General features: G+C 75.2%; 23 protein-coding genes. 9 read left to right on the plus strand and 14 right to left on the minus strand.

Annotated elements, in window-relative coordinates:
• Positions 1-56 precede the first annotated feature (56 nt).
• The 6 genes from FGW31_RS35450 to FGW31_RS01970 all read right to left on the minus strand — a co-directional run bounded on the left by FGW31_RS35450 (position 57) and on the right by FGW31_RS01970 (position 5369).
• Positions 57-1145: a serine hydrolase domain-containing protein gene (locus FGW31_RS35450; RefSeq protein WP_233452350.1), complete on the minus strand. Its 1089-nt coding sequence runs from the start codon at positions 1143-1145 to the stop codon at positions 57-59.
• Positions 1142-2059: a DUF6895 family protein gene (locus tag FGW31_RS35455; RefSeq protein ID WP_233288500.1), complete on the minus strand. Its 918-nt coding sequence runs from the start codon at positions 2057-2059 to the stop codon at positions 1142-1144. The genes FGW31_RS35450 and FGW31_RS35455 overlap by 4 nt, the downstream gene beginning before the upstream one ends.
• On the minus strand, positions 2056-3045 hold the full coding sequence (locus FGW31_RS01955) for a DUF6895 family protein (RefSeq protein ID WP_142191536.1): 990 nt from the start codon (positions 3043-3045) through the stop codon (positions 2056-2058). The genes FGW31_RS35455 and FGW31_RS01955 overlap by 4 nt, the downstream gene beginning before the upstream one ends.
• A complete protein-coding gene (locus FGW31_RS01960; protein ID WP_142191537.1) occupies positions 3042-3737 on the minus strand; it encodes a hypothetical protein in 696 nt (231 codons plus the stop codon). The genes FGW31_RS01955 and FGW31_RS01960 overlap by 4 nt, the downstream gene beginning before the upstream one ends.
• Before the next feature lie 22 nt (positions 3738-3759).
• Entirely contained in the window at positions 3760-3945 is a 186-nt protein-coding gene (locus tag FGW31_RS01965) for a hypothetical protein (protein WP_142191538.1), read from the minus strand.
• A gap of 197 nt (positions 3946-4142) precedes the next feature.
• Positions 4143-5369 (minus strand): cytochrome P450, encoded by a 1227-nt coding sequence (locus FGW31_RS01970; RefSeq protein ID WP_142191539.1) that lies wholly within the window; start codon positions 5367-5369, stop codon positions 4143-4145.
• 173 nt (positions 5370-5542) lie between these two features.
• Here FGW31_RS01970 and FGW31_RS01975 point away from each other — a divergent pair, with 173 nt between their 5' ends.
• The 8 genes from FGW31_RS01975 (at position 5543) to rfaE2 (ending at position 14545) form a co-directional block, all read left to right on the plus strand.
• Positions 5543-6037, plus strand: a complete 495-nt coding sequence (locus tag FGW31_RS01975) for a hypothetical protein (RefSeq protein ID WP_142191540.1) — start codon at positions 5543-5545, stop codon at positions 6035-6037.
• Positions 6038-6240: 203 nt separating this feature from the next.
• Positions 6241-7203, plus strand: coding sequence for an NAD-dependent epimerase/dehydratase family protein (locus FGW31_RS01980; RefSeq protein ID WP_142191541.1), 963 nt, complete (start codon positions 6241-6243; stop codon positions 7201-7203).
• Between the two features lie 73 nt (positions 7204-7276).
• On the plus strand, positions 7277-8938 hold the full coding sequence (locus FGW31_RS01985; protein ID WP_142191542.1) for a carbamoyltransferase family protein: 1662 nt from the start codon (positions 7277-7279) through the stop codon (positions 8936-8938).
• Positions 8935-10002 (plus strand): glycosyltransferase family 2 protein, encoded by a 1068-nt coding sequence (locus FGW31_RS01990; RefSeq protein ID WP_142191543.1) that lies wholly within the window; start codon positions 8935-8937, stop codon positions 10000-10002. The genes FGW31_RS01985 and FGW31_RS01990 overlap by 4 nt, the downstream gene beginning before the upstream one ends.
• Before the next feature lie 184 nt (positions 10003-10186).
• Positions 10187-11152 (plus strand): glycosyltransferase, encoded by a 966-nt coding sequence (locus tag FGW31_RS01995; RefSeq protein WP_142191544.1) that lies wholly within the window; start codon positions 10187-10189, stop codon positions 11150-11152.
• Positions 11149-12426: a glycosyltransferase gene (locus FGW31_RS02000; RefSeq protein WP_142191545.1), complete on the plus strand. Its 1278-nt coding sequence runs from the start codon at positions 11149-11151 to the stop codon at positions 12424-12426. Before FGW31_RS01995 ends, FGW31_RS02000 begins: the two co-directional genes overlap by 4 nt.
• An 89-nt stretch (positions 12427-12515) precedes the next feature.
• Positions 12516-13142 carry a D-sedoheptulose-7-phosphate isomerase gene (locus FGW31_RS02005; protein WP_142191546.1) on the plus strand — a complete coding sequence of 209 codons (627 nt, stop codon included), beginning with the start codon at positions 12516-12518 and terminating at the stop codon, positions 13140-13142.
• A complete protein-coding gene (rfaE2, locus tag FGW31_RS02010; protein WP_142191547.1) occupies positions 13139-14545 on the plus strand; it encodes a D-glycero-beta-D-manno-heptose 1-phosphate adenylyltransferase in 1407 nt (468 codons plus the stop codon). Before FGW31_RS02005 ends, rfaE2 begins: the two co-directional genes overlap by 4 nt.
• A gap of 167 nt (positions 14546-14712) precedes the next feature.
• Here rfaE2 and FGW31_RS02015 read toward each other — a convergent pair whose 3' ends face one another.
• The 7 genes from FGW31_RS02015 to FGW31_RS02045 all read right to left on the minus strand — a co-directional run bounded on the left by FGW31_RS02015 (position 14713) and on the right by FGW31_RS02045 (position 22215).
• Entirely contained in the window at positions 14713-15954 is a 1242-nt protein-coding gene (locus FGW31_RS02015; protein WP_220511429.1) for an MFS transporter, read from the minus strand.
• A 363-nt stretch (positions 15955-16317) separates the two neighbouring features.
• Complete coding sequence (locus FGW31_RS02020; RefSeq protein WP_142191549.1) at positions 16318-16881, minus strand: hemerythrin domain-containing protein; 564 nt, start codon at positions 16879-16881, stop codon at positions 16318-16320.
• 94 nt (positions 16882-16975) lie between these two features.
• Complete coding sequence (locus tag FGW31_RS02025; protein WP_142191550.1) at positions 16976-17509, minus strand: DoxX family protein; 534 nt, start codon at positions 17507-17509, stop codon at positions 16976-16978.
• A gap of 73 nt (positions 17510-17582) precedes the next feature.
• Positions 17583-17906 (minus strand): hypothetical protein, encoded by a 324-nt coding sequence (locus tag FGW31_RS02030; RefSeq protein WP_142191551.1) that lies wholly within the window; start codon positions 17904-17906, stop codon positions 17583-17585.
• A 485-nt stretch (positions 17907-18391) separates the two neighbouring features.
• Positions 18392-20050 (minus strand): catalase, encoded by a 1659-nt coding sequence (locus tag FGW31_RS02035; protein ID WP_142191552.1) that lies wholly within the window; start codon positions 20048-20050, stop codon positions 18392-18394.
• A gap of 176 nt (positions 20051-20226) precedes the next feature.
• Positions 20227-20463 carry a hypothetical protein gene (locus FGW31_RS02040; protein WP_142191553.1) on the minus strand — a complete coding sequence of 79 codons (237 nt, stop codon included), beginning with the start codon at positions 20461-20463 and terminating at the stop codon, positions 20227-20229.
• A 261-nt stretch (positions 20464-20724) separates the two neighbouring features.
• A complete protein-coding gene (locus tag FGW31_RS02045) occupies positions 20725-22215 on the minus strand; it encodes a helix-turn-helix domain-containing protein (RefSeq protein ID WP_142191554.1) in 1491 nt (496 codons plus the stop codon).
• A gap of 146 nt (positions 22216-22361) precedes the next feature.
• Here FGW31_RS02045 and FGW31_RS02050 point away from each other — a divergent pair, with 146 nt between their 5' ends.
• Positions 22362-22982 (plus strand): L-threonylcarbamoyladenylate synthase, encoded by a 621-nt coding sequence (locus FGW31_RS02050; RefSeq protein ID WP_161174369.1) that lies wholly within the window; start codon positions 22362-22364, stop codon positions 22980-22982.
• Between the two features lie 151 nt (positions 22983-23133).
• Here the strand turns inward: FGW31_RS02050 and FGW31_RS02055 are convergent, their stop codons facing one another.
• Positions 23134-24108 (minus strand): TauD/TfdA dioxygenase family protein, encoded by a 975-nt coding sequence (locus tag FGW31_RS02055; RefSeq protein WP_142191555.1) that lies wholly within the window; start codon positions 24106-24108, stop codon positions 23134-23136.
• Positions 24109-24228: the final 120 nt, after the last annotated feature.

Here is a 24228-nt window from a genome sequence, read left to right on the forward strand (position 1 = left end):
GACGGCGGCCCGCGAGGGCCGTGGTCGGCGCCGTACCCGTGTCCTGGCGGCCCGGGTCACTCCTGCGCGAGCAGGGCGTAGGCGGTCGCCAGGAACGGGTCGCGGGCGCGGAAGCGGCGGGTGCACACGGCGGCCAGGGCCGTGCCGGTGCCGGGCCGGAAGCCGAGGAACGTCTGCTGGCCGAGCGTCGCGCCGCTGTGGAAGTACATCGGACCGGCGTCCGTCGGGTGCCGGAACCAGCCGACGGTGTGGACGTGCCGGTGTCCCAGCCCGCGCCGCAGCACGGGGGTGCGTACGGCGTTCAGCGCGCCGGCCAGCGCCGGTGAGGCGCCCGGGTCGAGGTGGGCCTCGAGGAAGGTGAGCAGGTCGTGCGGGGTGGCGCGGACGGCGCCGGCCGCCTGGAAGCCGCCCGCATCGAAGGCGGGCACGGGCCTGCCGCCGTCCTTGGTGTGCCCGGTGGCGTCGCGCCCGTCGGTGCCGGCCCGCAGGGTCGTGTCGTGCAGCGCGAGCGGTTCGAGCAGCTGACCGGTGACGAGGTCCTGCCACGGGGTGCCGGTGGCGGCGGCGAGGGCGTGGCCGAGAACGGCGACGCCGAAGTTGGAGTAGCGCCAGCGGGTGCCGGGCCGGTGCCGGGGGCGGTGGCGCAGGAAGGCGTCGACGACGCGCGCGTCGCCGTAGCGGGCGTAGGGGTTGCTGCGCCAGGCGGGCAGGGCGCGGACGTAGAAGCCGGGCGGGAGGACCGGCAGTCCGGCGGTGTGGGTGACGAGGTGGGCGAGGGTGACGGGTGCCGTGCCCGGCGGGCGGCCGCGGTCGAGGAGGGTGGCGGCCGGTTCCCCGCCGTGCAGCCGGCCGCTGTCGACCAGCCGGGCCAGCAGCAGCGCGGTGAAGGTCTTGGTGGCCGAGCCGATCTCGTAGCGCAGGGTGTCGCGGGGGTGCGGCGGGGGCGGGGCGGTGCCGCCGGTGCGTACGGTGCGCCGGCCGTGGCGGGAGAGGGCGAGGACGACGTCGGGGGCGTCGGCGGCGGCGACGGCGTCCGTGAGCCGTTCGTCCCGGTGTTCGTCGTCCGGCGCCGGGTCCGGGCGGGCGGCGGGCCGGTCCTCCTGGTCGGGCGGCTCGCCCGGCCAGGTGCGGTACGCCGTCGTCACGAGGCCCGGGCCAGCTCGGTCAGGGCGCGGGAGGTGGCCAGTACGGAGGCGAAGGCGGCGACCAGCGTCGAGTGGTACACGATGTCGAAGACCGCCTCCTCGTCGCCCTCGGGCATCACGCGGATCGCGGGCATGGCGCCGTCGGGCTGCTGTGCGGCGGCGAAGGCGCGCCAGGCCGGCTCGTCCAGGGTGGGGCGGGGCAGGCAGGCGTCGACGACGAGGAGTTCGCCGAGCAGGTCCCAGCGCTCCAGGTCCAGCCAGTCGTCGATCCAGGCGGGCAGCCAGGTGGCAAGGTAGTCGGCGATGTCCGCGGGCAGGCCGGCGGGGTTCTCGCCCCAGTCGGTCAGGTGGAACACGCAGTGGGTGATGTCGTAGGCGATGTGGCCCTCGACGGTCCAGGGTTCCGGGGTGTGGGCCAGCCAGGTGGCGCGCAGGGCCTCGTCCTCGGCGGGCCGGGGGGTGAGTCCGAAGCGGCGCTGGAAGGCGGAGAGTCCGAGCCGCCGGGTGGGCGTGGCCTCGAAGGCCCGCCAGCTGTCCAGCCGGTGGTTCAGGACGACGGCGCGCTCCACCTCGGGCTGGCTGTAGCCGAGTTCCCGGAACGGCAGGTACACCTCGAACGGGATGGGTGAGGCGGGCTCGGTGCGCTGTCCGCGCACCAGCATGGTGCCGCCGTCCAGGGTTTCGCGCCAGACGTGGTCGAGCAGCCGGCGGGCGAGGTCGGCCTGGCGGGAGCCCGCGACGCCTTCGCGGAACAGCACCTTGCAGACCAGGGCGAGTTCGCCGACGGGTTTGAAGCGTTCCAGGAAGCCGACCTCGGGGTCCGCGTCGGGCTCCAGCCGGAAGCCGTCGCGGTGGGCCCACAGCCATTCCATGGCGCCGACTCCGACGGTGTGGACGATGCGGGTGTCGGTCATGCCTGCGCTCCTTGTCCGCCGTGCCGGGGCCGCGCGCCGGCGCCGACGGGCGGCCCGGCCGGGCGGGCGCCGGTCAGTACCGCCGCGAAGGCGGCCATGAGGGTGGAGTGGTAGTGGTGGAGGAAGTACCGTTCGCCGTCGGTGACTTCGGATGCGGTGGAGTCGGCGGCACGGCCTTCGAGGGGGATCTCGCCGGAGGGGCGGCGGGCGGCGGCGAGCCGCTGCCAGGCGTCCAGGGGTGGCGGATCGCCGGTGCGGCGGGCGACGACGGCGGCCACGGCGAGCAGTTCACCGCTCAGGTCCCACATCCGCGCCTCCAGGCAGGTGTCGAGCCAGGGCGGCAGCCAGTCGGCGAGGTAGGAGACGAGGTCCGGCGGCAGGCCCTCCGGCTCGCGTCCCCAGTCGGTGAGGTGGAAGACCACGTGGGTCAGGGCGTATCCGGCGTCGCGCTCGAAGGTCCACGGTTCCGGCAGTCCGCCGAGCCAGGTGCGCGACAGCAACTGCGGTGTCTGCGCGGGCCGGTGGATGCCGCAGCGCTCCTCGGCGCGCAGCACGCCCAGCCGGCGGGTGGGGTCCTGTTCGGTGAGCCGCCATCCGCGGGTGCGGGCCACCACGGCGGCGGTCTCCTCGAAGGCGGGGTGCCGGAATCCGGCGGAGGCGAGGGCCGCGTACACCTCGAGGGGATAGGTGGCGAAGGGCTCCAGGCGTTGCAGCCGCCGGAGGAGTTCGCCTCCTCCGGTCTCCTGCCAGGCGAACTCCAGCAGCGCGCGGGCGCGCCGGTGGACGGGGTCCGCGGGGGCGGTGTGGTGGGCGACGGTCGCGCAGACCTGGGCCAGTTCGCCCAGTGGCTTCCAGCTGCTGTCGACGTCGCCGTCGACGGCGAGCGCGTCCTCGCCGAGGGCGAAGCCGTCGCGGCGGATGTCGGCCCAGGCGAGGGCGTCCTCGGCGATCCTCCGGACGTCGGGGGTGTCCTCGGGCGGGGTCACACGAGCGCTCCGGCCCGCATCCGCCGCGCGGCCTGTACGTGCAGGGCGACGAGCGGGTCCTGGCCGCCCATCAGCTCCACGAAGTCCAGGCCGGCCTCGAGGCCCACGGTGTCCGGTACGCCGGACAGCAGGGTCAGCCAACGACCTGCGCCCGCGGCCTGCCGCCAGTCCCGGCGGCGCACGGCCCGCACGAAGCCGCGGGCGACGTCCACGGGCCGGCGGCCGGCGAGGCGGCCGAGCGCGCAGTCCTCGCCGGGCAGCGCGAGCGGGGCCAGGACGGCGAGTTGATGGGTGAGGAACTGCCAGGTGGCGTCGTCGAGCCAGCCGGTGCCGGGCTCGTCCGGTGGTCCGGCGGTGTAGGAGGGGTCGACCCTGCGGAGCGTGCGGGCCATGCCCCAGTGGCTCCATCGCACGGTGGGCGCCGCGTCCGCGCGCGGCGGGTACGCCTCGACCGCCTTGCGGAAGAGGGCCACCTGCGCCGGGTCGGTCGGGGTGCGCAGCAGCAGGTCCGGCAGCAGCGCGTCGGATCCGAGGACGCGTACGGCGGCGAGCGCGAGTTCTCCGGCTTCCCCGTCGGTCCCCGCCGGGGGGACCGCTCGCGCGTGGTCTCCGCCCCGAAGGGCGGAGACCACGCCGGAAGCGATGTCCTGCACTGCGCCCTGCAAGAGGGTCGAAGTGCCCGACTGCTCCATGTGACTACTCCCGTCGATCCGTTCAGCCCTTCTTCGGACGCGGGGTCGGGGGCGACAGCAGCAGCTTGGTCGAGCCGGAGAGGAGGGCCAGGGCGGCGCACTGGCGGCTGTCGCGGTACACACCGTCGGCCTCTACCGGGTCGAGAGCCGCCTCGATGTCGGCGCTCTGGATTCCGGTGACTTCGCGGACCGTTTCTTCGGGACGCATAACACCATCTCCCTGAGGTGTAGCGAGTACCTTCACTCTCAGAATCACCCCAATCGGACAATTCATGCCACTTTTCCCATGACTCACTTTGGTCACTTCTTCAACAGACCGGGTGTGGCGGGGAGGACGGGCAGGCACTGCGGGAGCACCGGCGGTGTGCGTCCGGAAGCCGCCGGTGCGCCGCCGCTGACGGGCGTTCAGCGGATGGCGGCGAGCAGGACGCCGCTGTGCGGGCGGGTCGGGACGCGGTGCAGCGGGATCGTGAGGTTCTGCTGCGGCACCGTGTACTCCATACGGGCGAGCCGCACGGCGAGCGCCTCCAGCACGCCGACGGTGATGCCCTCGCCGGGACAGCGGTGGCCCGTGGCGGGGTCGCCGCCGCCCTGCGGGATCAGTTCGTCGCGCCCGACGGGCCGTCCGAGGAAGCGCTCCGGCCGGAACGCGTACGGATCGCCCCACAGCGACTCGTCGTGGTTCTGGCCGTACACGTCCAGCACCACCAGTCCCCCGGCCGGCACCCACTCGCCCCGCCAGTACAGGTCCCGGGCGGCCAGACCGCCGAGGAACGGCACGAACGGGTAGAAGCGCCGGACCTCGTGCGCGAAGGCGGTGACGAAGGGGACGTCCCCGTCCGCCAGCCGGGCCCGGTGTCCGGGCCACCGGTGCAGGGCGTGCGCCGTGAAGGCGACGAACCAGGCGACGGCGGCCGTCGGACGCACCACGTTGAGCAGTTCCACCGCGGCCGTCCTCCCGTCGAGCGGCGCCCCGTCGGCCTCCCGGTGCCGGCACACCAGGTCGAGCACCGAGTCCGCGGGCGCCGAGGCCCCGCCGGTACGAACGTGGCGCACCAGCCGGGCCTCCTGCCGGGCGCGGGCGCGCCGGGCCCGCAGGTGGCGGGGTCCGGCGGTGGCGAAGCCGTCGACCATGGCGATCAGGTCGCGGGCCGTCGCCCGCTCCTCACAGACGTCCAGCGGTATCCCCGCCCAGCGGTGGACACCGGCGGTGAGCACGGTGGCCGCCTCGTCGAACAGCACGACGGCGCCGCGCCCGCTCCAGTCGGGTACGGCGTCGTCCCACGCGGCGGTGACGTGGTCGACGAGGCCGGCCACCCGCTCGGGCGCCAGCAGCGGCAGGAACAGGGACTTGCGGGCGCGGTGGGCGGCGCCGTCGAGGGTGTGCACGGCCCCGTGGCCGAACAGCGTGCCGAGCACGGGTTCGGGGACGGCGCGGTGCCGGTGCACATTGCGTTCGTCGTAGAAGAAGCGCACCGCTTCCGGCCCGCGCAGGGCGAGCGCCGGGCGGCCGAGGATGCGGGTGCGCACCACGGGGCCCGGGGTGTCGCGCATCCGGTTGGGCAGCCAGGCGTAGCCCTCCGCCAGCAGCGGCAGGGTGCGGTCGACGAGGGGGCGGCCGAGAACGTCCATGGCCGCCGGGTGCCCCCGCGGTGTCCCGCGGACACGCGGCCGGACGGGTGCGTCGGCGGCACGGATGTGTCCGGGGCCACGCCTCGAACGAGGCCCGGGTCACGCCGGGGCGGGTGCCACGACGGCTACCGTTCGGTGCGGTCCCTCTCCCCCTCGGTTCGGACGGCCCGGCAGTGCAAGCAGATCTCTCCCCGGTCATCGCGGCGACCGCGCAGTGGCTGACACGTTCCTACCCCGCGCCCGGCGGCGCGCTCGCCACCGCGCTGTGCGAGGCCCAGGCCCGGCAGGCGGCGACGCTCGCCGCCCGGTTGCGGTACCCGACGGCGATGGACGCGGCACTGGTCGGCCTGGCCGGCCCGGGCGGTTCGGCGCGGCTCGACCGGGTCACCGGCACCGGGGACGCCGGCCGGCAGCCGTGGCGCACCTGGGTCGACGAGGTCGTCGCCAGCTGGGCCGCCTGCCTGCTCGCCGAGCCGGGGCTCGCGTCGGTCGCGGCGACCGCGCTCGGGCATCCGTCCACCGAGTTCCGCCGCCTGCTCGACCCCGACGAGGGCGATCTGCGCGCCGGGGCCCTGCTGCGCCACCCCGACCTCCTCTCCCCCGTGGCCTCGCTCCACCGGCCGGCCCTGCTCGCCCGCCTGGACCCGGACGCCACCCTGGTCCCCTGACGCCCCTTCCACGCGGCCGTGACCTGCGGAAACGGCAGGCACCGCGGTGTTCTCACGCTCCGTCTTTCACCGGTTTGCAGTAAGCGACCGTGCCACCCGTGTGGGCGCGGCCCAGGCTGGTTCCCGGGGTCGACGGCCCGGCCCGGCGCCGTAGCCACCGGTCGGCCCCGGCCACCGACACCTGCGACGGAGGGCTGAGCGACATGACCAGCGCCACATCCCGGAAGTGGGAGCACGCCGTCGTCACCGGCGGCGCGGGCTTCGTCGGCTCCCATCTGTGCGCCGCCCTGCTGGACGCGGGCGCCGCCGTCACCTGCGTGGACGACTTCAGCACCGGCCGGCCGGAGAACGTCACGCCGCTGCTCGACCGGCCCGGGTTCACGCTCGTCCAGGCCGACGTCGCCGAGGAACTGCCGGTCGGCCGGCCGTGCGACCTCGTACTGCACTTCGCCTCCCCGGCCTCCCCCGCCGACTACCTGCGGCTGCCGCTGCACACCATGGAGACCGGCAGCCTCGGCACCCGCAACGCCCTGCGCCTCGCCCAGGACTCCGGAGCCCGCTTCGTCCTCGCCTCCACCTCGGAGGTGTACGGCGACCCGCAGCAGAACCCGCAGGACGAGCGCTACTGGGGCAACGTCAACCCGGTCGGCCCGCGCAGCGTCTACGACGAGGCCAAGCGCTTCGGCGAGGCGCTGACCACCGCCCACGCCGAGACCCACGGCACCGACACCTGCATCGTGCGGCTGTTCAACACCTACGGCCCCCGGATGCGCGGCCACGACGGACGGGCGGTGCCGACGTTCGTACGGCAGGCCCTGGCCGGAGAACCGCTCACGGTGACCGGGGACGGCCGGCAGACCCGCTCGCTGTGCTACGTCGACGACACGGTGGCCGGCGTCCTCGCGGCCGCCGCGCACGGCATGCGCGGTCCGGTCAACATCGGCAACCCGGGCGAGATCACCATGCTGGACCTGGCCCGGCTCGTCGTCGAACTCACCGGTTCCGGCTCGCCAATCCGCTACATCGAACGCCCGGTGGACGACCCGGCCGTGCGCTGCCCCGACATCACCCTGGCCCGCGACAAGCTCGGCTGGGAGCCGCGGGTGGGCGCCGAGGAGGGGCTGCGCCGCACCATCGCCTGGTTCCGCGCCGAGGCCGGTCGCTGAGCGCGGCCGTCCGCTCCGGCCCAGGACACCGCGGCCCCGCCCACCGCCCCGATCCGCGAAAGGCCCGCCCGCCATGCGCATCCTCGGAATCAACGCCCTGTTCCACGACCCCGCCGCCGCCCTGGTGATCGACGGACGGACCGTCGCCGCCGCCGAGGAGGAACGCTTCTCCCGGCGCAAGCACGGCAAGCGGCCACTGCCGTTCTCCGCCTGGGAGCTGCCGGAGAAGGCCGCCGCCTGGTGCCTGAAACGGGCCGGCCTGCGTCCGCAGGACCTGGACGCGGTCGCCTACTCCTTCGATCCGGCGCTCGCCCGCCCCGCCGACGCGATGGGCCTGGACGACCCGTGGGACCACCTGCGGCTCACCTACGCGCGCGAGGCCCCCGGCTTCCTGCGCACCGCGCTGCCCGGTCTGGACCCGGGACTGGTCCGCTTCGTGCCGCACCACATGGCGCACGCCGCCTCCGGCGCGTTCGCCGCACCGGACGCCGGCGACTCCTCCGTCCTCGTGCTGGACGGCCGCGGCGAACGCGCCTCCCACCTGGCCGCCCGGCGCGTCGGCGACCGGCTCGAACCCCTCTACGCGCAGGACCTGCCCCACTCGCTCGGCCTGGTCTACGAGGAACTCACCGAGCACCTCGGCTTCCTGCGCTCCTCCGACGAGTTCAAGGTGATGGCCCTCGCCTCCCACGGCCGCCCACGCCTGCTGGAGGAACTGCGCCGGTACGTGTACGCGACGGGCGACGGCGGCTTCCACGCCACCGGCGTGCCCTGGCACGAGCTGTGCGCGCCGCGCGGACCGGACGAACCGTGGACCCGGGACCACGCCGATGTCGCCGCCAGTGCGCAGGCCGTACTGGAGGAGACGCTGCTGGACCTGGTGCGCTGGCTGCACGGCCGTACCCACGACCGGGTGCTCACCCTCGCCGGGGGCGTGGCGCTGAACTGCGTCGCCAACTCCCGCATCGCCCGCGAGGGTCCGTTCTCCCGGGTGTGGGTGCAGCCGGCCGCCGGTGACGCGGGCACCGCCCTCGGCGGCGCGCTGCTGCTGTCCGCCGGCGCCGGCGACGAGCCGGAGCCGATGCCCGGCGCCGACCTCGGCCGGGACTGGAGCGACGCGGAACTCGGCGCCTGGCTGAAGACCGCCGCCGTGCCGTTCGAACGGCCGCCGGACATCGCCGCCACCGTGGCCCGGGCGCTGGCCGACAACGGCATCGTCGCCTGGTTCCAGGGCCGCAGCGAGTACGGGCCCCGGGCGCTCGGCCACCGCTCGCTGCTGGCGCACCCCGGGCACGCGGGCAACCTGGAGCGGCTCAACGACGTCAAGGGCCGCGAGCAGTTCCGGCCGGTCGCGCCGATGGTGCTCGCCGACCGGGCCGCCGGCATCTTCGACGGGCCGCTGCCCAGCCCGTACATGCTGTTCGTGCACGACGTGGCGCCGGAGTGGCGGGAGCGCATCCCGGCCGTGGTGCACGTCGACGGCACCGCCCGCATCCAGACCGTCGATCCGGCGCGCGAGCCCCTGGTGGCGCGGATGCTGGGCGAGTTCGAACGGCTGACGGGGCTGCCCGTGGTCGTCAACACCAGCCTCAACACGGCGGGCCGGCCGATGGTGGACGACCCGCGCGACGCCCTGGAGTGCTTCGGCTCCTCACCCGTCGACCTGCTGGCCATCGGCCCGTACGCGATCCGTCGGAACGGCTTCTTCCGTTCCGATGACGGGGGGCTGCGGTGACCGGGCCCGCCGCTCCGGGCGGCGAGTACGCCGTGGTGGTGCCGACCCTGGGCCGGCCGAGCCTGGGCGTGTGCCTGCGGGCGCTGGCCGAGGCGGAGGGGCCGGGCCCGGCGCGGGTCGTGGTGGTCGACGACCGCCCGGGTCCCGCCGGCGTGGCGCTGACCGCCGCCGTCCCGCCGTCGCTGCGCTCGCGCACCCTCGTCGTGCCCGGCGGCGGACGGGGCCCGGCCGCAGCGCGCAACACCGGGTGGCGGGCCGCCGGGGACGTGCCGTGGGTCGTCTTCCTGGACGACGACGTGGTGCCCGGCCCCACCTGGGCCGACGACCTCGCACTCGACCTGGCCGGAGCGACCGTGGCGACCGCCGGGATCACCGCCCGCATCGAGGTTCCGCTGCCCGCCGGGCGCCGGCCCACCGACTGGGAGCGCAACACCGCCGGTCTCGCAGGCGCCCGCTTCATCACCGCCGACATGGCGTACCGCCGTCGGGTGCTGGAGGCCGTCGGCGGCTTCGACGAACGGTTCAGGCGGGCCTTCCGGGAGGACGCCGACCTCGCCCTGCGGGTCCTCGACGCCGGGTGGACGCTCTCGGCGGGCCGTCGCACCACCACGCATCCGGTGCGGCCCGCCGGGCGCTGGGTCTCGGTCCGGCTCCAGGCGGGCAACGCCGACGACGTGCTGATGACCCGGCTGCACGGACGCGACTGGTGGCGGCGGGCCGAGGCGCCCCGGGGACGTCTGCGCAGGCATCTCGCGGTGACCGCCGCGGGGCTGGCGGCCGCGGGCTGCGCGCTGTCCGGCCGGCCGGGCGCGGCGGCGGTGTGCGCCGCCGGATGGCTGGCGGGGACCGGCGAGTTCGCGGCCGCGCGGATCCTGCCGGGCCCGCGCACCCGGGACGAGATCGTCACCATGGCCGTCACCAGCGTGCTCATCCCGCCGGCCGCCGCCTGGCACTGGCTGCGCGGGCACCTCGTGCACCGCGCCGCGGCTCGCCGCACCGCGCACCGGCCCGGCGGCGCGCCGCCCGCGCACCGTCCGCCGGTCGGCGAACGGCTGGGCTCGTGAACGGCCACGCCCGCAACCGGGCCCCGGCGGTCGGCCCCGCGCCGCCCGCCGGGACACCGCGCGTGCCGTGTTCCACCCGCCCGGGAATGCGCCCGCCACGGTTGCGGCGCTGCGCGCTCGCCCGGCGGACCTCCCGCGGGTCCGGCGGGTCGCGCGGGGAGCGGACGGACCGAGGAGAGGCCGTATGAACATCCTGCTGTGGCACGTGCACGGCTCCTGGACGACGGCGTTCGTGCAGGGCCCGCACCGCTACGTCGTCCCCGTCACCCCGGACCGCGGCCCTGACGGCCTCGGACGGGCCCGTACCTTCTCCTGGCCCTCGTCGGTGCGCGAGGCCGCACCGGAGGAGCTGCGGCACCTGCCGTTCGACCTGGTGATCCTGCAACGGCCGCACGAAGCCGCCCTGGCGGAGCGGTGGCTGGGCGGCCGCCGTCCCGGCCGGGACGTGCCGGCCGTGTACCTGGAGCACAACGCCCCCAACGGCGACGTACCGGACACCCGGCACCCGTGCGCCGACCGCGCCGATCTGACCGTCGTGCACGTGACGCACTTCAACCGGTTGTTCTGGGACTGCGGCACCACCCGCACCGAGGTGATCGAGCACGGCGTCGTGGACCCGGGCCACCGCTACACCGGGCGGCTGGAGCGTGCCGCCGTCGTCGTCAACGAGCCCGAGCGGCGCGGCCGTCACACGGGTACGGACCTGCTGCCCGGGTTCGCCCGGACGGTGCCGCTGGACGTGTTCGGCATGCGCACCGAGGGCCTGGCCGCGCATCTGGGGCTGCCGCCGGACCGGTGCCGCACGGCCGACCTGCCGCAGCACGACCTGCACGCGGCCATGGCCGAGCGGCGGATGTACCTGCACCCGGTGCGCTGGACCTCCCTCGGGCTGTCCCTGCTGGAGGCCATGCACCTGGGCATGCCCGTCCTGGCGCTGGCCACCACCGAGGCGGTGGAGGCGGTGCCGGCCGGCGCGGGCACCGTGTCCAACCGGCCCGACGTCCTGGCCCGGGCCGCCCGCCGCTATCTGGCGGACCCCGCGGCGGCCGCCGCCGACGGGGCGCGGGCCCGGCAGGCCGCTCTCGAACGGTACGGGCTGAAGCGGTTCCTGGACGACTGGGACCGCCTGATCACGGAGGTGTGCTCATGACCCCGCCCCTCGGCCCCCTGCCCGCCGGCCCGCTCGGCGAGGACCCCCTCGCACCGGGCGTGCTGCACATCGCGCTGGTCTCGGAGCACGCGAGCCCGCTCGCCACGCTCGGCGGCGTCGACGCGGGCGGCCAGAACGTCCATGTCGCCGCACTGGCCGGGGCGCTCGCCGACCGCGGCCACCGGGTCACCGTGCACACCCGCCGCGACGCGCCCGCCCTGCCCGACCGGGTGGCGCTGCGGGAGGGCGTCGAGGTGCACCACGTGCCGGCCGGCCCGCCGGAGCCGGTGCCCAAGGACCGGCTGCTGCCGTACATGGAGGAGTTCGGGCGGCTGCTGCTGCGGGAGTGGCGGGCCCGCACCCCCGACGTGGTGCACTCGCACTACTGGATGTCGGGTGTGGCCTCGCTGTGGGCGGCGCGGGAGCTGGGGCTGCCGCTGCTGCACACCTTCCACGCGCTCGGCACGGTCAAGCGCCGGCACCAGCGGCTCGCCGACACCAGCCCCGCGGAGCGGATCGGCTGCGAGATCGAGGTGGGGCTGGGCTGCGACCGCGTCGTCGCCACCTGCCGGGACGAGGTCGCCGAGCTGGTCCGCATGGGCGTGCCCGCCGCCCGGATCGGCGTCGTGCCGTGCGGGGTCGACACCGACCGGTTCACGCCGATGGGTCCCGCCGCGCCGGGCGGCCCGCACCGGCACCGGCTGGTGCAGCTGGGCCGGCTGGTGCCGCGCAAGGGCGCCGCGGTGTCGGTGGCGGCGCTGGCCCGGCTGCCCGGCACCGAGCTGCTGGTGGTCGGCGGGCCTCCCGCGGACCGCCTCGACGACGACCCGGAGGTGCGCCGGCTGCGCGGCATCGCCCGGGACGCCGGGGTCGCCGACCGGGTGCGGTTCACCGGCGGGGTGGACGCCGGTGAGGTGCCGCCGCTGCTGCGCTCCGCCGACGTGGTGCTGTGCCCCGCCGACTACGAGCCGTTCGGCATCGTGCCGCTGGAGGCCATGGCGTGCGGTCGTCCGGTGGTGGCGAGCGCGGTCGGCGGCCAGCTCGACACGGTCGCCGACCCGGGCACGGGCCGGCTGGTGCCGCCCGGTGACCCCGAGGCGCTGGCCCGCGCCGTGGCCGGGCTGCTCGCCGACCCGGCGGCCCGGGAGGCGTGCGGCGCGGCCGGCCGCCGCCGGGTGCTCAGCCGCTACGGCTGGCCGCGCATCGCCGCGGCCACCGAGGCGGCGTACTGCGAGGTCCTCGACGCGGAACCGGCCGCGACCGGAACCGCCTGACCCGCCGGCCCCGGCCGGCCGACGTCCGACGTTTGGAAGGAGGTGCGGGTCCCGCCGCCGTCCTCACCGAGGCGGTACGCCCGAACAGGATGACCGAACACCCCGCGCTCGACGCCGCGCATCTGCACTGCCGGTCGCTCCAGGAGGCCCTCGACCGCTTCCGCCGGCACGGTCTGCCCCGGATCGCCGACTGGGGCGGCAGGCTCGCCACCGTCCTCACCGACGGCGGACGGCTGCTGGCCGCCGGCAACGGCGGCAGCGCCGCCCAGGCCCAGCACCTGACCGCCGAACTGGTCGGCCGCTACCGCCGGGAGCGGCGCGCCTACTCGGCGCTCGCCCTGCACGCGGAGACCTCCAGCGTCACCGCCATCGGCAACGACTACGGCTTCGACCACGTCTACGCCCGCCAGGTGACCGCCCACGGGCGGCCCGGGGACGTGCTCCTGCTGCTGTCCACCTCGGGCCGCAGCGCCAACCTCATCGCCGCGGCGGTCGCCGCCCGGCAGGCCGGACTGCGGGTGTGGGCGCTCACCGGGCCCGGCCCGAACCCGCTGGTGGAGGCGGCCCACGAGGCGCTGTGCGTGGAGGCGGGCAGCACCGCGACAGTCCAGGAGACGCATCTCGTCGCCGTGCACCTGCTCTGCGAGTGTTTCGACGCCGCCGTGGCCGCGCCCCTCGCGCGGGACGCGGCGGCCGTTCCCGGGAGGATGTCATGACCGGTCCGAAGCCGCTCGTGGTGGTGGGTGACGTGCTGCTCGACGAGGATATCGAAGGGGTCGCCACCCGGCTGGCGCCGGACGCGCCCGCGCCGGTCGTCGACGTCACCGGTGACCGCCGGCATCCGGGCGGGGCCGGGCTGGCCGCCGCGCTGGCGGCGCGCGGCGGCCGGGACGTGGTGCTGGTGACCGCGCTCGGCGACGACCCCGCCAGTGAGGCCGTACGCCGGGAGCTGAGCGGCCGGGTCCGGCTGCTGGAGCTGCCGCTGCACGGCACGCTGCCGGTGAAGACCCGGGTGCTGGCGGGCGGGCGGCCGGTGGTGCGCATCGACCGGGGCGGCGGGACGCCCGGCGAGCCGGACGACGCGGTGCGCGAGGCGCTCACGGCCGCGCACGCCGTCCTCGTCGCCGACTACGGCCGGCACACCGCCGGGGCCGTACGCCCGCACCTGGAGGAGGCGGCCCGGCGTACCCCGCTGGTCTGGGATCCGCATCCCAAGGGCGACCCGCCGGTGCCGGGGACGCGGATCGCCACGCCCAACGCGGCGGAGGCGGTCGCCCTGTGCGCCGGTGCGCCCGGGTCGTCGCTGGGCGCGTTCGCCGAGCGCGGGGCGGAGCTGGCGGAGCGCTGGCGGGCGGCCGGTGTGGCCGTGACGCTCGGTGAGCGCGGGGTGCTGCTGACCCGGCCCGGAGGCGGGACGCCGATGCTGATCCCGGCGCCGTTCCGGGCCGAGGGGGATCCGTGCGGCGCGGGGGACTGTTTCGCCGCGACGACCGTGGCCGCGCTGGCCGACGGGCTGCTGCCCGAGGAGGCGCTGCAGCGGGCGGTCGCCGAGGCCGCGGCGTTCGTCGCGGCGGGCGGGGCGTCGAACCCGGACCTGTGGCACACGCCGGCGGTGCCCGGGCCGGCGCGGGCGCCCGCGGCCGACGCGTTCGAGCTGGCGGAGGCGATCCGGGCGCGCGGCGGCACGGTGGTGGCCACCGGCGGCTGCTTCGACCTGGTGCACGCCGGGCACGTGGGCCTGCTGGAGAGCGCCCGGCGGATCGGCGACTGCCTGATCGTGTGCCTCAACTCCGACGCCTCCGTCACCCGCCGCAAGGGGCCGGGCCGGCCGCTCAATCCGGCGGCGGACCGGGCCAGGGTGCTGGCCGCGCTGGGCAGCGTGGACGCGGTGGTGGTGTTCGAGGAGGACACTCCCGAGGCGGTGCTGGACCGGCTGCGGCCCGATGTGTGGGTCAAGGGCGGGGACTACTCCGTCCAGGCGCTGCCGGAGGCGGAGGTGCTGCGCGGCTGGGGCGGCCAGGCGGTGGTGCTGCCGTACCTGGACGGCCGCTCCACCACCCTGCTGACCCGCCGCGCGGCCCGCGCGGCGGCGGTCGCCCTGAAGTCGGCGGACGGCTGAGCGGGCCGCGCGAGGCAGTCCCTGTCTGCGGCCGCCCGCACCGACCGGCGCCGCACGGGCCTCGTCCGCACGCGCCGGACGGGCCGGCGGCGAACCGGCGGAGCAGGGCCCGGGCGGGCCCGTCCCGCGCCGGCCCTGCTCCGCCGGACGGGATCAGGCGGACGGGATCAGGCGGCGGTTTCGAGGGCGGGGCGGGCCGGTGCGTCGGTGCCCGGGCCGCGCAGCAGGAGCGGGGCGGTGCCGCGGCGGGTGCGCAGCAGGTGGCCCGAGGCGATCGACGCGGCGATGATCAGGCCGCCGGTGACGAGGGCACCGCGGGGGCCGGCCAGTTCCATGAGGAGGCCGAGCGAGGGCGGGCCGCCCAGGCCCCACACGGTGCCGATGCTGCCCCACACGCCGAGCACGCGGCCGCGCAGATGGGCGGGCGGGTCGGTCTGCAGCACGGCCGTGCCCGCGGTGTCGGAGACGGACTCGACCACGGCCATCGGCAGGACCAGCACCAGCAGCACGGTCAGCGACGGCGACAGCCCGGCCACCACCTGCAGCAGCGCGCCCGCCGCCGCGAGGGCGCCGACGAGCCGCACGGTCGGCCTGCGAAGCCGCGCGCCGAGCACCGCGCCGAGGATCCCGCCGACGGCGAGGACGGTGGACACCGTGCCGAACGCGCCCGCGCCGCCCGCGAGCGGCCCGGTGACCAGCACGGCGAGCGTGAGCCCGTAGTTGCGGCCGAGGACCGCGCTGATGCCGGTGACGCCGGCGAGGGCGAGCAGCCGCGGTCGGCGGGCGAAGAACGCCAGCCCTTCACGGACGGTCATCTCGCTCCGCGGGCGCGCGGACCTGTCCACGACCTGCCGGGCAGCACCGGCCGCCGGGCGCAGGAAGGGGATGACCGCGGTCACGAAGAGGAAGGAGAACCCGTTGGCGAAGTACGCGGCGGCGGTGCCGAGGAAGCCGACGGTCACACCGGCGAGCGCAGCGCCCGCGAGCCGGCCCGCGTTGAACACCAGCGCGCCCACCCCGATGGCCGACGGCACGTCCTCGGCGGGCACGAGGTCGTTGCCCAGCAGGGCGCAGGCCGGGTTGTCGACGGTGGCGACGACGCCCGTCACGGCGGCCAGCACCATCAGGGACGTCATGTCGAGCCGGTCGAGGGCCACCAGGAGGGCCGTGGTGAAGGCGATGGCGGCCAGCAGCGCCTGGCTGACGGCGGCCGTCAGCTTGCGCGGCCAGCGGTCGACGGCCGCGCCGCCGAGGACGCTCATCAGCAGGGCCGGCGCGGCCTGCACGGACATCGACAGGCCCGTGGCGGCGGCGGACCCGGTGATCTGCAGCACCAGCAGGTTCTGCACCGTGAGCTGCATCCACGTACCGGCGTTGGAGACGAAGTTCGCGACGGACCACCAGCGCATGCTGCGGTGTCGCAGGGACCGCCAGGGGGAGCGTGAGACGGGCTGGGCAGGGGTGGGCGAGGAAGACACGTTGCGCTACTCGGAGACGAGCCGGGGGCTCAGCGGGAGGGGGCGCGGAGAGCGGAACGCCGGCTGCGCTGCGCGGCGGCTCCCGTCGCCGGGACAGGGCGCGGACCATCGTGGCAGAAGGGCCCGCCGAGTCGTTTCCGGGCGGGCGCGCGCCGAGCGGGCGAACGTGTCAAGGAGCGGTGGGAGCGGGGGACTTGGCGCGGTGAGTGGGGTTGATCACAGCGTCGGGAGCACGGTGGGCGCACCGCAGGGGCCCGTCGCGACGGCGACGGGCCCCTGCCTGTGGTCCACGTCTCAGCCGAGCTTGCCGCGTCCGCTCATCGCGTCGCGCAGCCGGTCGACCATTCCGGCGCCCGGGGCCAGCAGCTTGTTCGCCGGGGGCTTGTCCGGGGCGGCCGGGTGCGGCCTGGTCGGGGCCGTCTTCTTCGCCTGGCGGACCTTCTCGCCGAGCTGGTCGAGCGTCTCCGCGGAGCAGGCGGCGCGCAGCCTCGGGAACAGGTTCTGTTCCTCGTCGGCGATGTGTCCGCGGATCTCGCTCATCAGTGAGCCGATGAGCCGGTCGAACTCGGGGTCGCCCGCGTCACACGCTTCGAGGTCCTTCATGGTCCGCTCGGCCGTGGCGTGGTCCTCGAGTTCCCGGTCCGCGAGGGCGTCGCCGTCGGGCACGTGCTCGCGCACGGCCGGGTAGAGGTACGCCTCCTCGGCCACCGAGTGCCGGACCAGTTCCATGGTGACCTGGTCGGCGTACACCTTGCGGTCCGCGTGGCCGGGCGGCAGTTCCTCGATCTTGCCGAAGAGTTCCTCGACTTCCCGGTGATCGGTCACCAGTTCGTCGATGACGTTGCCTCCGTGTCCCATGTCCTCACCTCCGGTTCGTGGTGGCACCCGGCCGGGTCCACCCCGCCCCACGGGTCCCCTCGCACCCGGGGGGCTAACACGGTGGCGGGGTGCGTCACCCGGGCAGCTTGGCCCGGATGCGGCCGGCCGCCGCGGCGGGGCGGGCGCCGGCGCGCACGGACCGCTGGACGAGGTGGGCGTCGCGGCGCAGGTCCCGGGCGGCGTGCCGGCTCCGCCACAGCAGCGACGGGGCGGCGCCGGTGTCGTCGGCGGCGATCAGCAGGCCGCCCAGCATGGAGAGGTTCTTCAGGAAGTGGATGCGCTGCTGGACGCGCTGCTCGGGGTCCTCCTCCTCCCAGAAGCGGTGCCCGGCCAGCGTCGTGGGCACGAGCGTCGCGGCGATCGCGAGCGCGGCCGGGCGGGACATGCGTCCGGTGGCCAGCAGCAGTCCGCCCACGAGCTGGACGGCACCGCTGAGGCGTACGGCGTCCTCGGTGCGGTCCGGCAGCACCGCGACGCGGTCGGTGACGGGCTGCACGACGGGCTCGGCGGCCGGCGCGACGGACTCGGGGCTGCGGACGGATTGCAGGCCGCCCGCGACGAACATCGAGGCGAGCATGGGACGGCCGAGGACGCGCAACAGACTCATGGCCTTCTCCTGGGAGTGTGGGTGGTGGGCCTTCGCCGGGTTCCCCTCGGGGTGGGGAGCATTCGGCGCGGCCTCACCAGAACCGGGTGGTGAGGGCGGGCCGGTGGACGGCCTGGACGGCGTCGCGCAGGGACAGGGCGACGCCGATGGTGGTGCGCAGGACCGAGGGCCGTACGGTCTGGGCGGTCTCGGTGGCCAGGACCAGCAGGCAGCCCGCCGCCTGCTCCACCACCGAGACGGGCAGGGTGTAGTCGCTGTCGGCGGCCGCGCGGAACGCCTTCAGCGGGATTCCGGCCCCGTCGACCGTCCGCCGGGCGGCCTGTTCCAGGTGCTGGGCGGCCTGTTCGCAGACCGCGGCGGGCAGGGTGAGGGTGCGCTGGAAGGAGGAACTCGTCATGAATCCAGTGGTCCCCCGGCGCGTCGCGTTCCGATCGGTGTGCGGCGGGATTTCACCGTCCCGCGTGACGGGCGGCGGCGACCGTGGTCGCGGTGGGCCGTGCCACAGGGGCGCGGCCCTTGCCGCACGCCGGGGAAGAGTCCGGCGTGCGGGCGGACACGCGTCGGCGTGCACCGGCCGGTCTCGCTGCCGGTGCACGCCGTGCTGTTCGGTCGCCGCCGGGCCTCGTTCGGATCATCCCGGGGTCGCGGGGGCCGGCACGCGCATCTGCGGCGTTGACGTCGGTTGGCGACTCCCCCACGCTCGGCTCCGCTCGCGCGGGGGCACCCCCACCGCGTTGTCGCCCTCCTCCGCCGTGCAGCTGCACGCACCAGACCCCGCTCGGGCCGGTCGAAAGGGCACCGCACCTCGCAGCCGCGCTGATCCAAACGACGGACCCTAGCGGGCCCTCGCCGTGGCGGGGCCGGCGCCGGCCGGGTGACCGCTCACCGGGTCACCACGTGCCGTTCGTCGGGCACGCAGTGGGTCATGGTGAGTCCCTCCACGTCGCGCGGCGGGTTGTCACCGAGGTTGGCCAGCCGCTTGCGGTCCTCGTCCGTGAGGTCCTGGCTCGCGAGCGGTTCCAGGTGGGCGACGTCCTCCGGCACGATGCCGAGGCCCTCGCCGACCCGGCGGCCGAGGTCGTTCTCGACCAGCAGGAAGTGCCACACCATGCGCTCCTGCACCTCCCGGTCGCACTGGGAGATCAGGTCGACGAAGTTCTTCACCAGGTCGTCGCGCTCCCAGTCCTCCATCAGCAGGTAGCGCTGGCCGGCCTGCAGGTAGTCGTTGGTGCGGGGGATGCGCTTGCGGGTGAGCCGGCCGCGGATCTCCGGGCCCTGCTCGTCGTGCGTCGGGTACTCGCCCTCCCGCAGTCCGCCGGTGATCGACGGCTCGTAGTTCACGTGCGGGTTCTCGCCGCCGCCGTCGACGTGGTACGTCATCAGGCCGTCGCGCTGGTTGGTGCGCACGTCGGCGTTCTTGGCCTGGTTGACGGGCAGTTGCAGGTAGTTGGGGCCGACTCGGTAGCGCTGGGTGTCGCTGTAGGAGAAGGTCCGGCCGACGAGCATCTTGTCGTCGGAGAAGTCCAGGCCGTCGACGAGGACGCCGGTGCCGAAGGAGATCTGCTCGTTCTCGGCGAAGAAGTTGTCCGGCATCCGGTTGAGCACCATGCGGCCCACCGGCTTCGGCGGGAAGTCCTGCTCGGGCCAGGTCTTGGTGTCGTCCAGCGGGTCGAAGTCGAGTTCCGGGTGGTCGTGGTCGTCCATCATCTGGACGAGCAGTTCCCACTCCGGGTACTCGCCGCGCTCGACCGCCTCGTACAGGTCCTTGGTGGCGTGGCCGAGGCCCTGCGCCTGGACGTTGGCGGCGTCCTCCGCGGTCATGCTGCGCACGCCCTGCTTGGGCATCCAGTGGTACTTGACCAGTTTGGTCTCGCCCTCGGCGTTGACCCACTTGTAGGTGTTGACGCCGAAGCCCTGCATGTGGCGGTAGTCCGCCGGGATGCCGCGCGGGCTGAACAGGTTCACGAGCATGTGCATCGCCTCGGGCGTCTGCGACATGAAGTCGAAGATGCGGCGCGGCTGCTGCTCGAAGGTGACCGGGTCGGGCTTGAGGGCGTGGATGACGTCCGGGAACTTGATCGCGTCCCGGATGAAGAAGACGCCCAGGTTGTTGCCGACGAGGTCCCAGTTGCCGTCCTCGGTGTAGAACTTCACGGCGAAGCCGCGGGGGTCGCGGGCGGCCTCGGAGGAGTCGCGTCCGCCGATGACGGTGGAGAAGCGCACGGCCAGGTCGGTGCGCTTGCCCTGCTCCTGGAAGAGCTTGGCGCGGGTGTAGCGGGAGATGGGCTCGTCGCCCCACTTCCCGTACGCCTCGAAGTATCCGTAGGCGGTGACGCCGCGGGCGTGCACCACGCGTTCGGGGATGCGTTCCCGGTCGAAGTGGCTGATCTTCTCCAGGAACTGGTAGTTCTCCAGCGTGGCCGGGCCGCGGGCGCCGACGGTGCGCTGGTTCTGGTTGTCGTGGACGGGATGGCCCTGCCGGTTGGTGAGTACCTTGCGGTCGTCGCCCGGAGCGGGGCCCCGGTTCGAAACGTCCGTCATGATCGTGGGCTCCTTGCGCTGATCGACGTCCGCCGTGGGCGTGCGTACGAGGGCCATGCTGCCCCGCCTCCCCGGGTGCGGCGACTCGGGACGGCCCGCTGCGTCCGTACGGGGGGGTGGGGCGGCGCGGGCCCGGCCACCGCGGCGACGGTGGCCGGGCTCCGTGACGCGGCGCGTCAGCCTCCGCTCAGGCGTGCCTTCAGCAGTTCCTTGCCCAGTTCCGCGCCCTTGCGGCTGTCCGCCTGGGCCTTGCGGAACAGGTCGGCGACCTCGGTGTCCTTGGCGCGCTCGGCGTCCTGGATGTAGCTCTCCAGGCGCAGCGCGTTGCTCAGACACGCCTCGACGTACCAGATGAGGTTGTAGTCCTTGTCCTGCGTGCCGGTGACGCCGCCGGTCTCCGTGTCACTGGTCATCCGGTCCTCCTCTTCGCGGTGCTCGTTACCGGCCCGACCGCGCCGGTCCGGGCGGGCGGGCCTCCACAGCGGCGGTCGGGTACCCGTCCTCACCGCAGGCACACAGCGAAAGGCGGCGGGGGCGCGACCGGTCCCCCGTTCCGGTCGTGCCCCCGCCAGAGTTCGAAACTATGCGGAATCACCCGCCCTGTGTACCGCGCCGATGCCCGCTGCGGACGGCCGAGGGCTCATCCGTGCACAACTGAGTCCGAAACGCCCCGTTTACTCGCCCGACAGGCGCGGTCGCTCCAGGTCACCGACCGCCAAATGGGCCAGGGCGACCTCGTACAGGTCGGTCCCGGCGGCCAACAGCTGGCGTTCGAGGACCGGTTCGGCGCTGCGCACGTGCTCCCGGACGGTCTGCGCGTGGACGCCGAGGCTCTGCGCCGCCCGCTCGGCGTTGCCGCCCGCGGCGATCCAGGTGCGGACCGTGCGGCGCACGTTGCGGGAGTCCAGGTCCAGCCGGCCCAGCAGCTCCCGCGCCCAGGCGCCGAGGGCGGGGCCGGCCAGGAGATGGGCGAGGCCCGGGGTGTGCCCGTCGGCGGCGATGCCGGTCCTGGCGTCCTGGAGGTTGATCTGCGTGTGCAGGGCCAGGTGGACGACGGCGCGGGCGGTGACGTCGTCGAAGTCGACGCCGAGCATGGTCTCGACGCGCTCCATGCGGGCGCGCACGGTGTTGCGGCTGACGCCGAGGATCTTGGCGGTGTTGACGGCGGTGAACTCCAGACCGAGGCGGGTGGTGGCGAGGAGTTCGGCGCGGGTGTGGTGCGCCAGCGCGTCGAGCGGACGCAGCACCCGGGCGCTCCAGACGCGCAGCGCAGCCGGGTCCATCAGCCGTTCGGGGTGGGTGCGTTCGGCGTACACGGCCGTCTTGTCCGCGCGGAAGCGGGCCACCGCCAGGGCGCTGACGGCCTGAGCGTAGGCGGTGGCGGTACGGGCCAGGCTCTGCCGGACGCTGCCGCCGAGGAAGGTGTCCGCGTGCCGGCCGACCAGGACGCGCAGGGCGTCGGAGATCGCCTCGCGCGGGCTGACGACGATCAGGTGTCCGTCGACGGCGGGGCACCGCACGACCAGGGCGTCCTCGCGGGTGGTGTCCAGGCACTCCTCGAGGAGCAGTTCGCGCCGGCCGGGCTCGCACTCGACGACGTAGACGCAGGCGGTGTCGGCGTCCAGCAGGCCGGGCCACAGGCCCGCGGCGACCCTGCGGGCGGCGACGGTGTCCTCGACCATCAGCAGCTGGAGGATCGCCAGGCGCAGGTCGGAGGTGGCCCGTTGCAGCCGGTGTCCGGCCTCGGTGGTCTCGTGCGCGGTCAGCAGGAGTTCGATCACCTGGGCGGAGTGCGTGACGACGTCGGAGGTGTGCCGGTCGTAGGGGGCCTCGCGGGAGACGGCCAGGACGCAGGTCCGGGTGGGGTGGGCGATCCGCACCAGACGCAGGTGGCGGCCCTCGCCCTCCCAGGCGGCGGAGGCGATGCGGCCGGAGCAGAGATCGGCGACGAGGGTCGCGTCCAGCGTCAGTCCGCTCCCGGCGACGAGCGTGCCGTCGGCGTCCTGCAGGGACACCTCGGCGCGCGCGGTGGCGGCCAGCCAGTCCAGGACCCTGCGCACGTCCCGTCCGCCGGGCCGCAGGTGATCGAGCAGTTCCCGCGCCCACGACCGCTGCTCGCCGGCAGCCGTCGGTGTCCGCCGGATTCCGTCCGTACGGCCTGTCACGCCGGCCTTCCCCTCGTTCGTTCGCCGCCTTGGGCCCAGTTCGGCGACGTTACCTCACCCGGACGCGCGGCTCACCCCGGCGCGTCGCCGCCTCCGGCGCGGGTGGCGTGTGCGGTGCCCCGCGCGCGGCGGCATAAGCTCGGTGAATGGCGAAGTACTTCGACGTGCACCCCGACAACCCCCAGCCGCGCACCATCGCGCAGGTCGCCGACAGCATCCGCTCCGACGCGCTGATCGCGTACCCGACGGACTCCTGCTACGCGCTCGGCTGCCGTCTGGGCAGCCGGGACGGCATCGACCGGATCCGCACCATCCGCAAGCTGGACGACCGGCACCACTTCACCCTGGTGTGCCGGGACTTCGCGCAGCTCGGCCAGTTCGTACGGATCGACAACGACGTGTTCCGCGCGGTCAAGGCGTCGACGCCGGGCAGCTACACGTTCATCCTGCCCGCGACGAAGGAGGTGCCGCGCATGCTCCAGCACCCCAAGAAGAAGACGGTGGGCGTGCGCATCCCGGACCACGTCGTCACGCAGGCGCTGCTGGCGGAGCTGGGTGAGCCGCTGCTGTCCAGCACCCTGCTGCTGCCCGACGAGGAGGAGCCGATGACGCAGGGCTGGGAGATCAAGGACCGCCTCGACCACGTGGTGGACGCGGTGCTCGACTCCGGTGACTGCGGCACCGAGCCGACCACGGTGATCGACTTCTCGGGCGGCGAGGCGGAGATCGTACGGCGGGGCGCGGGCGACGTGTCGCGCTTCGAGTGAGGGCACCGCGCCGGCCCGCCGCGGCGGCATGGTGTCCGCGCTCCCGGCGCGACACCGCCGGGGGCGGCGGCGGCCGGGCGGGGCGCGGCACGGTGGGCACCGTGCCGCGCCGCGTCACCTCCCGGACGGATCGGCTCGGTCGTCCGGCCGGCTACCAGCGTCCGGGCGCGGTGCCGGTCAGGGGCCGGGAGGGCCGGCCGTCCACGCCGACCGGGACGTCCCCGGCGAGCATCACCCGGTGCATGATCCGCGGGTGGTCGAGGTGGGCGGTGTCGCCCGGGGCGAGGTGGATGGTGGCCCGGTTGTCCCAGAACGCCACGCTGCCCGGCTCCCAGCGGAACCGCACGGTGTACTCGGGCCTGGTCGCCTGTTCCAGCAGCATCTCCAGGACGGCCGCGCTCTCCGGCCGGGACAGGCCGGTGATCTGCTCGACGTAGTAGCCGTTGACGAACAGCACCCGCTCCCCGGTCTCCGGGTGGACGCGTACCAGGGGATGTTCGGAGGCGGTCTGGTGGTCCAGCAGGTGGCGCACGTAGGCGTCGTCGCCGGGCCGGGGCTGGTAGCCGACGCCGAGGCGGTGCTCGGCGCGCAGCCGGTCGGCGAACTCCCGCACCGGCGCGGACAGTCCTGCGTACGCCGCGGCCAGGTTCGACCAGGTGGTGTCGCCGCCGTAGGGCGGGACGGTCTCGGCGCGCAGGATCGTCGCGGCCGGCGGGTCGACGCGGGCGCCGTGGTCGCAGTGCCAGCCGCGCAGCAGGGTGTGGCGGCGGCGCCGCAGCCACTCGTCGTGGTCCATGCCGAAACGTCCGCCGAGCTCCAGCCGGTCGGCGGTCGTCTCGATCTCGGGGAAGTCCGGCGGGGAGGCGGTGCCGCGGCGCGGCAGCACGACCGGCTCGCCGAACCGGCGGGCCAGCGCCACATGTGCGGCGTGGTCGAGGCGCTGGCCGCGGAAGAACACCACCTTCCGGCGCAGCACCGCGGCCCTGATGCCGGCGATCACGGCGTCGTCGAGGTCACCGGCGAGGTCGACACCGGTGATCTCGGCCCCGATGTGCCCGGCGACCGGGCGGACGTCCACCGCCGCGTCGCCCCTGCCGTCCGTCACGCCGTCGCTGTGCGTCGTCATGCGTCCCCACTCCGTCGCTCGTTCCCGCCGGTCCCGTGCGGGCCGGCCGCCGGGACGATCGTGGCAGTGCCGGGCGGGCCTGGCGACAGTGCCTCACGCGCGGACCGCCCGTCCGGTTGA

The sequence above is a fragment of the Streptomyces calvus genome, assembly GCF_006782915.1.
GTDB lineage: Bacteria > Actinomycetota > Actinomycetes > Streptomycetales > Streptomycetaceae > Streptomyces > Streptomyces calvus.

What these genes read in the sequence shown, in the direction of transcription:
- FGW31_RS02025 (WP_142191550.1), bottom strand. Translation starts at nt 17,509, where the DNA reads ATGAGTCTGTTGCGCGTCCTCGGCCGTCCCATGCTCGCCTCGATGTTC.
- FGW31_RS02015 (WP_220511429.1), bottom strand. Translation starts at nt 15,954, where the DNA reads ATGCGCTGGTGGTCCGTCGCGAACTTCGTCTCCAACGCCGGTACGTGG.
- FGW31_RS01960 (WP_142191537.1), bottom strand. Translation starts at nt 3,737, where the DNA reads ATGGAGCAGTCGGGCACTTCGACCCTCTTGCAGGGCGCAGTGCAGGAC.
- FGW31_RS02030 (WP_142191551.1), bottom strand. Translation starts at nt 17,906, where the DNA reads ATGACGAGTTCCTCCTTCCAGCGCACCCTCACCCTGCCCGCCGCGGTC.
- FGW31_RS02055 (WP_142191555.1), bottom strand. Translation starts at nt 24,108, where the DNA reads ATGACGACGCACAGCGACGGCGTGACGGACGGCAGGGGCGACGCGGCG.
- FGW31_RS02040 (WP_142191553.1), bottom strand. Translation starts at nt 20,463, where the DNA reads ATGACCAGTGACACGGAGACCGGCGGCGTCACCGGCACGCAGGACAAG.
- FGW31_RS01995 (WP_142191544.1), top strand. Translation starts at nt 10,187, where the DNA reads ATGAACATCCTGCTGTGGCACGTGCACGGCTCCTGGACGACGGCGTTC.
- FGW31_RS01980 (WP_142191541.1), top strand. Translation starts at nt 6,241, where the DNA reads ATGACCAGCGCCACATCCCGGAAGTGGGAGCACGCCGTCGTCACCGGC.
- FGW31_RS02000 (WP_142191545.1), top strand. Translation starts at nt 11,149, where the DNA reads ATGACCCCGCCCCTCGGCCCCCTGCCCGCCGGCCCGCTCGGCGAGGAC.
- FGW31_RS01970 (WP_142191539.1), bottom strand. Translation starts at nt 5,369, where the DNA reads ATGGACGTTCTCGGCCGCCCCCTCGTCGACCGCACCCTGCCGCTGCTG.
- FGW31_RS02020 (WP_142191549.1), bottom strand. Translation starts at nt 16,881, where the DNA reads ATGGGACACGGAGGCAACGTCATCGACGAACTGGTGACCGATCACCGG.
- FGW31_RS01965 (WP_142191538.1), bottom strand. Translation starts at nt 3,945, where the DNA reads ATGCGTCCCGAAGAAACGGTCCGCGAAGTCACCGGAATCCAGAGCGCC.
- FGW31_RS02005 (WP_142191546.1), top strand. Translation starts at nt 12,516, where the DNA reads ATGACCGAACACCCCGCGCTCGACGCCGCGCATCTGCACTGCCGGTCG.
- FGW31_RS02050 (WP_161174369.1), top strand. Translation starts at nt 22,362, where the DNA reads ATGGCGAAGTACTTCGACGTGCACCCCGACAACCCCCAGCCGCGCACC.
- FGW31_RS01985 (WP_142191542.1), top strand. Translation starts at nt 7,277, where the DNA reads ATGCGCATCCTCGGAATCAACGCCCTGTTCCACGACCCCGCCGCCGCC.
- FGW31_RS02035 (WP_142191552.1), bottom strand. Translation starts at nt 20,050, where the DNA reads ATGACGGACGTTTCGAACCGGGGCCCCGCTCCGGGCGACGACCGCAAG.
- rfaE2 (WP_142191547.1), top strand. Translation starts at nt 13,139, where the DNA reads ATGACCGGTCCGAAGCCGCTCGTGGTGGTGGGTGACGTGCTGCTCGAC.
- FGW31_RS35455 (WP_233288500.1), bottom strand. Translation starts at nt 2,059, where the DNA reads ATGACCGACACCCGCATCGTCCACACCGTCGGAGTCGGCGCCATGGAA.